The sequence below is a fragment of the Leptolyngbya sp. FACHB-711 genome (genome assembly GCF_014695615.1).
Lineage (GTDB): Bacteria > Cyanobacteriota > Cyanobacteriia > Elainellales > Elainellaceae > Leptolyngbya_A.
The window spans coordinates 1-8,072 of sequence record NZ_JACJOR010000308.1 but is presented as its reverse complement, the minus strand read 5'-3'; the positions used below and the strand labels follow the sequence as shown (position 1 = coordinate 8,072).

At 50.4% G+C, this 8,072-nt stretch carries 7 protein-coding genes; 2 read left to right on the top strand and 5 right to left on the bottom strand.

The annotated features are described in order from the left end of the window. Positions 1–34 precede the first annotated feature (34 nt). The 3 genes from ispG to H6F80_RS12400 all read right to left on the bottom strand — a co-directional run bounded on the left by ispG (position 35) and on the right by H6F80_RS12400 (position 3,297). The gene (gene ispG, locus H6F80_RS12410; protein ID WP_190791860.1) at positions 35–1,267 is read right to left on the bottom strand and encodes a (E)-4-hydroxy-3-methylbut-2-enyl-diphosphate synthase; all 1,233 of its coding nucleotides are present in this window, start codon (positions 1,265–1,267) and stop codon (positions 35–37) included. Between the two features lie 155 nt (positions 1,268–1,422). Continuing rightward, on the bottom strand, positions 1,423–2,100 hold the full coding sequence (locus H6F80_RS12405) for an HAD-IA family hydrolase (RefSeq protein WP_190791859.1): 678 nt from the start codon (positions 2,098–2,100) through the stop codon (positions 1,423–1,425). 6 nt (positions 2,101–2,106) lie between these two features. After that, positions 2,107–3,297: an NAD(P)/FAD-dependent oxidoreductase gene (locus H6F80_RS12400; protein ID WP_190791858.1), complete on the bottom strand. Its 1,191-nt coding sequence runs from the start codon at positions 3,295–3,297 to the stop codon at positions 2,107–2,109. A 294-nt stretch (positions 3,298–3,591) separates the two neighbouring features. On the opposite strand from H6F80_RS12400, the gene H6F80_RS12395 reads away from it, so the two are divergent. Then, a complete protein-coding gene (locus tag H6F80_RS12395; RefSeq protein WP_190791857.1) occupies positions 3,592–3,963 on the top strand; it encodes a lysozyme inhibitor LprI family protein in 372 nt (123 codons plus the stop codon). Positions 3,964–4,166: 203 nt separating this feature from the next. Here the strand turns inward: H6F80_RS12395 and H6F80_RS12390 are convergent, their stop codons facing one another. Both H6F80_RS12390 and H6F80_RS12385 read right to left on the bottom strand, forming a co-directional pair. Continuing rightward, positions 4,167–4,445 (bottom strand): hypothetical protein, encoded by a 279-nt coding sequence (locus H6F80_RS12390; RefSeq protein WP_190791856.1) that lies wholly within the window; start codon positions 4,443–4,445, stop codon positions 4,167–4,169. A gap of 506 nt (positions 4,446–4,951) precedes the next feature. Continuing rightward, positions 4,952–5,584, bottom strand: a complete 633-nt coding sequence (locus H6F80_RS12385) for an HPF/RaiA family ribosome-associated protein (protein ID WP_190791855.1) — start codon at positions 5,582–5,584, stop codon at positions 4,952–4,954. Between the two features lie 748 nt (positions 5,585–6,332). On the opposite strand from H6F80_RS12385, the gene eno reads away from it, so the two are divergent. After that, the gene (gene eno, locus H6F80_RS12380; protein WP_190791854.1) at positions 6,333–7,610 is read left to right on the top strand and encodes a phosphopyruvate hydratase; all 1,278 of its coding nucleotides are present in this window, start codon (positions 6,333–6,335) and stop codon (positions 7,608–7,610) included. Positions 7,611–8,072 lie beyond the last annotated feature (462 nt).

Below are 8,072 nucleotides of genomic sequence, written 5' to 3'. Positions count from 1 at the left end.
ATTGATTCTCGGCTTGGTGAGCCCCAAAAGAGAGCTAGGGATCAACCCAGCAGCCATCTGCCTTAATCAAATTAATCAGCTCTTCGACCCCCTGCTCTTCAGGGACTCGCTTGATTTCTTCGCGTCCGCGATACAGGGCAATGTAGCCTGCCTGTTTACCCACATAGCCGTAGTCCGCATCTGCCATTTCGCCAGGACCGTTGACAATGCAGCCCATGACGGCAATATTGAGTCCAGTCAGGTGATTAGTGGCTTCTCGGACTTTGTGCAGCACTTCTTCCAGGTTAAACAGCGTGCGACCACAAGACGGGCAGGCAACATACTCCACCATCGTGCGTCGCAGCCCCAGGGCTTGCAGAATGCTGTAGCATACCGGAATTTCCTTTTCGGGAGCTTCGGTCAGCGACACCCGGATCGTATCGCCAATGCCTTCTGCCAGGAGCGTGCCGATCCCCGCTGTGGATTTGATGCGTCCGTATTCACCGTCGCCCGCTTCCGTAACGCCCAGATGCAGGGGGTAATCCATACCCAGTTCATCCATGCGCTGCACCATGAGCCGATTTGCCGCAATCATCACGGGCACTTTCGAGGCTTTCAGAGAAATCTCAATATTGTAAAAATCCAGCGATTCGCAGATCCGAATAAACTCTAGCGCGGATTCCACCATGCCCTCAGGCGTGTCGCCGTAGGTAAACAGCATTCGCTCTGCCAGCGACCCGTGGTTGACCCCGATCCGCATCGATTTGTTTTGCTCGCGCAGGCTGATCACCAGCGGTTCCAGCGTTTCGCGAATTCGATCGCCAATCTCATCAAATTCGGTTTTGGTGTATTCGGTGCGATCGAGCCGAGGTTTCTCAAACACATACAAACCCGGATTAATCCGCACATTATCCACATGCTTTGCGGCTTCCAGGGCAATCTTGAGTCCGTTGTGATGCACGTCCGCCACTAAGGGCACAGGCTGGTAAGAGGCAAACAGCTTGCTGCGAATCTCTTCCATCGCTTTGGCGTGAGCCATACTGGGCACAGTGACGCGCACAATCTCACAGCCGATCTCGTGCAGTCGCCGGATTGCCGCCACCGACCCCTCGATATCCAGGGTGTCTTCGTTGATCATTGACTGCACCGCAACCGGATTCCCGCCGCCGATCGTGATGCTGCCAACAGGAACTGCGCGGGTTTTGCGTCGCCGAATCGTGCCGTCGGTAGAGAGACAAATCGACGAAGCGGAAGAATTAGAAGCAACCGGATTAGGAAGCGTTTGCATACCTTATTTATTTAAAGCTTTTATTTCAAGTCAAAGGATGCGGAGTTGTCTAAGTCCAGAGTGCCATAGATCGGGGACGATCGGGTGGTGAGCTAAAACACATCTTGACTCGATGAGCAAACTTTATGAGCAAACTTTATGAGCAAACTTTGTGGCTAATCACGCTTCAGCCAAAATGCCCGAATTCCCGCTTTTTTTGCGCCTTCATAATCTTCTTGGAAGCTATCGCCAATATGCCAGGCGCGATCAGCTGAAACTCCATGTTTGGCAAGCGCAGCTTGAAATACAGCCACTTCTGGCTTGGCGGCCCCCACTTCAGTTGAGATCGTAACCGAGGCAAAGTAATCCGCTAGTCCAAGAACATCCAGCACCGGATACAGGCGCGAATCAAAATTAGACAGGACGCCCAGCGTTATGCCTTCCCGCTGCCAGTAGTCGAGAGCCTGCCGCACCTCGTCATAAACAAACCAGGGCTCGGCGGTCTTAAAGTAGTTGTACAGGACTGAGAAGAATTCCTGGAAGTTGGTAAACTGCTCGATCGCCCCTACCTGAGCAAAAGCCTGATAGGCGATCGACTCCCACCAGGCATACTCTTTTTGAGGAATCTGCGCTGGGGGAACTCCCGGAAACGCCATCCGCGAAGCCGCCTTAAAGCTCTGAAAAAATGCCTGATTCAACAGAGCGGCATCAGTGGCTACGCCAAACGAACGGGCGATCGATCCATAGATTTCGCCCACACTGCCCCGCACCCCGAACAGCGTTCCGACAGCATCCAGAAAAATGACTTGCGGACGAGGTTCCAGAGTTAACCGAGAAGGCAGTGAGGAAGGCATGAGAAATCAGGGCAACAGCAATTGCCGCAGCGGTTGGGCAATCCAGTTTAACCCGACTTTGAGCTGGTGATCGAGCGTTGGCATCCGGTAGAGGTAGACTAGCCGCCGGGCAATGTAGGCAAAGGGACCATTCAGTCGAATTCCTAACCCGGTCAGCGTTGCGTCATCCTTGCCCAGGGTCATCATTTCGCCGAGTGCCTGATAGCGGAAGGGCAGCAGCGGTCGTCCGGTGATACTTGCCCAAACATTCCATCCAGCACATTCTGCCTGCTGAAACGCTGCCTGAGCCGTACCGGGAACAAGCTGACCCTCAGCATCTCGACATTCCACCGAGTCGCCCAATGCGAAAATCTCAGAATGGTCGATCGATTGCAACTGAGCATTCACCACAAGCAGCCCGCGCTCATTGTGCTTGAGCGGCAAATTTTGCACCACGTCGCTAACCCGAGTTCCCACCGTCCAAAGCACCACGTCCACGGGCAAATCATCCGTTTGTCCGCGATAGTCCAGCACGATCGACTCCGCAGAAATTGATTTCACCTGTGTTTCCAGGTCGATCCAGACCTTGCGATCGCTGAGTGCCTTTTGCGCCATTTCCCGGTTATATTCCGGCGAGGTTTTGAGAATCTGCTCGGTCGCTTCGATCAGCCGCAGTCGTCCCCGATCGCCCAAGCGTTCCGCCAGTTTGCAGGCAAGCTCCACCCCTGCATAGCCGCCTCCCACGATCGCCACCCGAATTTTTTCTCTGTCTGACTCTTCAAGCGATCGCAGCCGTTCTTCCAACCGATAGACATCCGCCAGCGTCCGAAACGGAATGGCAGATTCTGCCACGCCCGGAGCCAGATCAAGCGGCGTTTCACCGCCCATCGCCAGCACCAAATAATCGTAGGACAACGCTGCCGCATCTTGAAGCTGAACCTGTTTCGCCTCAACATCTACCCCTGCCACGGCTTCTTGCAGAAAGCGAATGCCTGTATTTGCCAACAGTTCACTGTAAGGCGGCGCGATTTCCCAGGTTTGCAGTTCGCCTGTTAACAGTTCGTAGAGCAACGGCGAAAACAAAAATCGATCGCGCTGATCAATCAGAACAATTTCCGGCTTCTCAGACGGATTCCAGGGCAACTGGCTCAGGCGCAGCGCGGTGTAGAGTCCGCCAAAGCCCCCTCCTAGAATGCAAATGCGGGTCGGTTGAGTCATGACTGGTAAGACGAGGCAACTGTTTTTATTGTAACGATAACTTTCAGCCATTCCTGAGACAGGTTTCCGCCCGTCGAAGATCAGGAGACGCGATCGAATAAATGTGGCGATCGAGAGAGGGAAAAAGTTTCAGGATTTTCTATGCTGAGGACATTCAGTTGAAGATATTCGATCGATATTCGCCCTTATCAACGCGATTAATTTAAAATTTCTATTCATCTTTGAACTTCTTAGAATTTTAACTTCGGCAATAATCCCAATTCATCCTTCAACTTCTAACAACTTTCAACTTTTATGCAAGCCAATTCCGCAAATTCTTCCAGTCAGTCTAATCCTCGTTCAGGCGCGATCGATTGCAGTAACCCGCAAACGCAGCAGGAAATGAATCAGTGCGCAGCGCAAGGTTATGAAAACGCCGATCGCGAACTGCAAGCAATGTACCAGCAAATGCAGGGGCAAATGAGTGACAACGCCCGATCTCAGCTTGAAACCGCTCAAAAAGAATGGGTTGAGTTTCGTACGGCAGAGTGCCACCTCGAAGCAAAAGCCAATGAAGGGGGCTCGATGTATCCGACGGTGTTGTATCGCTGTATGGAACGAGTAACTCGCGATCGAATGAAGCAACTTCAGGAACAGGTTAATGTAAAGCGGCAAATTGTAAATTGATCAGAAACCAATTGAAATGCGGTTATTCCGTTTTAGAAGGGCGTTTAACCAGTTAGTATGATGAAGAATGATGAGTCCCTCCCACAAAATAGGTTCTCCTACAAATAGGAGATTGGGGAGCGAATGCAGCACTCTGATTTCTTTCAAATCTGAATTTGTCTAAAGTACGCTCTGAGCGGGCGAGGGTGAGTCGCCCATTCAATTTACTGTTCGCCTGGCGTACTTTCTTCTGCCTCCTGAAAAATATCAGGGCGCAAGTCACGCGCGTCGCTTAGCGTTTGGGGAGCAACGGCAGGATTTCCCAATAGCGTCACTGGGTCTACTGTATAGCCGCCTTTGTACACCAGATCCTCCGCTGGATTGACAATATCAGACTGATGAGGCTGGTTGTCAGACTGCTGACTCACCTCACCCACCTGCTGCCGCACTTCGGCTGAATCCTGTTGCTCGGTAGAAGGGGAATTAATTGATTCAGGGTTCATCGTCTTTCTTGTTTGTAGAAATTTGTAGAAATAGGTGCACTATTAGTGATGTAATTTAACGTCGCGAGATACTTGCTGCATCCGCCAAATTGGGTGAGTTGGAACAGATTCAAATCCGGCATTGGCGAGCCAGCGATCGAGATCTCCGGCTGCATAATCGCTGATATAGGGTTCAGATTAAATTTGCTCAGGCTGAAGCAACCAACTCAAATTAGTTTGGTCTAAACAAAACTGCTGCAAGCCCAGGCAGATAGAGCCTAATGAGCTGGAAAGCGGTTTATCCTCTGCTGAAAGATAGTGTTCAATTAGTAATTTGATGTTTAATCGATCGCGTCGTTTTGAAGGGTATTCTGCTTGGTCACATCCAATCAGAAGGAGTTTTCAAAGTGCAAACGGCGATCGAATCACCCCGCCCATTCAGATTGTTTAGCAAGACTGAATTTCAATAAAAAAAGGGGTTTCCCCCTAATCAAATTAAAAGTGAATGGTTTAAGCGTTCCTGAACATTAAGACTGCCAGCCGAGCGGCGGTTCGACAAGCTGCTCTTCAGCCTTACCTGCTCTTGCTCCGGGTTTATCGACAATTTGAACGCTCGTTGCCTGCAAGCCCTTGTCGCCATCGGTCGCGCTATATCTCACTCCGGTTCCGATCTGAATACGATCGAAATCATCATGCAGAACACTGTTGCGATGGAAATAAACTTCTTCTGCACCAGTCAGATCTTTAATAAAGCCGTAGCCGTCTTCGTGAAATACTTTTGTCACCAAAGCCGTGACTTCAGTTGCATCATTATGGTCTTTTGATTGCTCATGTTCGCGCTGTTGTTTGGTGAGCTTGCGAATTTGAGTTTCCATTTTGCTAAATGCATCTCGAATCACAGCATCTAGCTTGACGTACTGGTTTTCTTCGCTCGGATGGCAATCTGCCACTAGTTCATGATTCGGCGGAATTGTCAGATCGATCCGAACGCGATAGGGAGAGCCACTGCGGGGACGATCGTTGATTTTTTCAATCGCGATGTGGCAGCCATTGATGTAATCGCACATCCGTTCTAGCTTGGCAAGTTTCTCCTCCACGAGGGTTTGAACTGCATCGGTTTTTTCAACGTCACGGTAAGTAATTTCGGGTGGAACCTTCATGCCTGATCTCCACAGAAAAAGAGTGTATTAATCCTAGAAGGCTACAGGTTGATTAACCTCTCACTCTCGACGGTGATATGAACAGGAGAACGTCTATCAGAAGATTGGATTTGCTATTAAACCTCTGCTCTTATGCCGGATATTTCGCGATCGTACTGACAGAGTGGGACAAAACCAGGGTCTTATCCCCCTTAATGAGAGCTTGCATCGAATCAGCGTGATCCAGCAGAGGCTAAAACAGTGATGGGAACTCAAAGCTTTAAACACCGCTGAGAAAATTTAGAGGGACACCCAGCCAGAATGGGAAAGCGAAGGGACAGTTCAGGCCACAATCAGGATTTTCCCAACTCCGACCTGATTGACTTACTGATTGAATTATCAAAAGCAGGTTAAAAAATTCCAATCAATCCTGATCCCAGCTCAAATCAGTTCTACGATCGATTCTGGTTTGACAGGACAAAGTTTGATAGTACATAGTACAAGGTTTGACAATACAAATTCATCGCTTCATCGATCGCAGCCATTTTTTACGCCCTTCGTCTTTGGGTCGTCCGTTAGATACGATGCAGAACAGAGTGCAAAGTTCGGGTAAAATTCTCTGCACCTCTCTGTCATGATTTCTGACCTTCAAGATGCCGAAGCCATGCTCTCAGCAGTTTCTATGATTGGCGCAAGTGCCATTTTTGGATAAATTTTGATCTGGCTTCGATCGAACCTCACTATTTTCCTTGGAAGGAGCATCAACTCAATGCAGATTCTTGCCATCAATGCGGCTGAAGTCCTGGACTCGCGGGGAAATCCTACGGTAGAAGCAACCGTGCTGCTCGAAGATGAAATGACAGTGGGAACGGCGATCGTTCCGTCTGGCGCGTCTACGGGTGAAAAAGAAGCAGTCGAATTGCGCGATGGCGATCCTAAGCGATATGGCGGCAAGGGGGTTCTCACTGCCGTGGCAAACGTGAACGACAAAATTGCCCCCGAACTGGAAGGCATGGAGGTGACCGATCAGCGATCGATCGATCTGTCAATGCTAGAGCTAGACGGCACACCTAATAAATCCGTTTTAGGGGCAAACGCAATTCTGGCAGTGTCCCTAGCGGTGGCCAGGGCGGCGGCAACTTCGCTGGGTCTGCCCCTTTATCGCTACCTGGGGGGAACCAATGCTTGCGTGCTGCCCGTGCCCTGCCTGAACGTGATCAACGGCGGCAAACACGCAGATAACACGGTGGACTTTCAGGAATTCATGATCGCGCCGCACAATGCTCCTTCCTTTACCGAGGCAATCCGCATGGGTGTAGAAACTTTTCATGCGCTGCGATCGCTCCTAAAGGGCAAGGGCTACAGCACTGGGATCGGCGACGAAGGCGGATTTGCTCCTGACCTGAAATCCAACGAGGAAGCGATCGAGGTGATTTTGCAGGCGATCGAAAAAGCAGGCTACAAACCCGGAGACGACATCTCGATTTGTCTTGATCCCGCCTCCAGCGAAATGTGGCAGGACGGCAAATATGTCTTTTTTAAGTCCAACGCGCCCGCCAAAACCTCCGAGGAAATGGTGCAGCTCTGGCACTCCTGGGCAACCCAGTATCCGATCGTCTCACTGGAAGACGGCATGGGCGAAAACGACTGGAATGGCTGGAAAATGCTGACCGAGACAATCGGTGATCGGGTTGAACTTGTCGGCGATGACCTGTTCTGCACCAATGCCAGCATTTTGAAAGAAGGAATTGACAAAGGCGTTGCCAACGCAATCCTGATCAAGTTAAACCAGATCGGCACGCTCACCGAAACCCTGGACACGATCGAGCTTGCCAAGCAAAACAAATACAAGTGCTTTGTCTCTCACCGCTCCGGCGAAAGCGAAGATACGACGATCGCAGACCTGGCAGTGGCAACCACGTCAGGACAGATCAAAACTGGGTCGGGCTGCCGTAGTGAGCGCGTCGCCAAGTTCAATCAACTGCTTCGTATTGAGCGTCAGCTTGGTAAATCTGCCCGGTTTGCGGGTCGGAGCGCGTTTCTGTAGGAGTTTGGGGGTGTTTTGATAGGGTTAGCTACGGTGTAGAAACAAGCGATGTGAAGCAGTTTCCCCAGGGTGGTAATCGAGTTTGCTCAGTCGTACCTGACGAACCACCCATAGCCTCCAGGAAACTAAACCTGTTCAAGGTCCCCTCTTGCTCTTTTAGAGCGGCAGGTTAAAAGTTGGGGGAGTTAAGGAACTGCAAGGACTGAAACAAAGCTCAGAATTAGCAGGCTAAGAGCGGTCGTTGTTCCCTAGCATCCACATAATTCCCTGGCAGCCCCACAAAACACCCTTCTAGAAGGACACACTCCGCCTAATTTTGCTTCCTGATATAGATTTCTTCCGCGTTGGACGATCGCACAATAGGTTTAATCAAATTTTTCTTTTACCTATAGTAAATTTTGATTGAACCGATTGGTTGTGGTTGCCCTGCTGAATTGCGGAGATAAATTATGCGTTGGGATT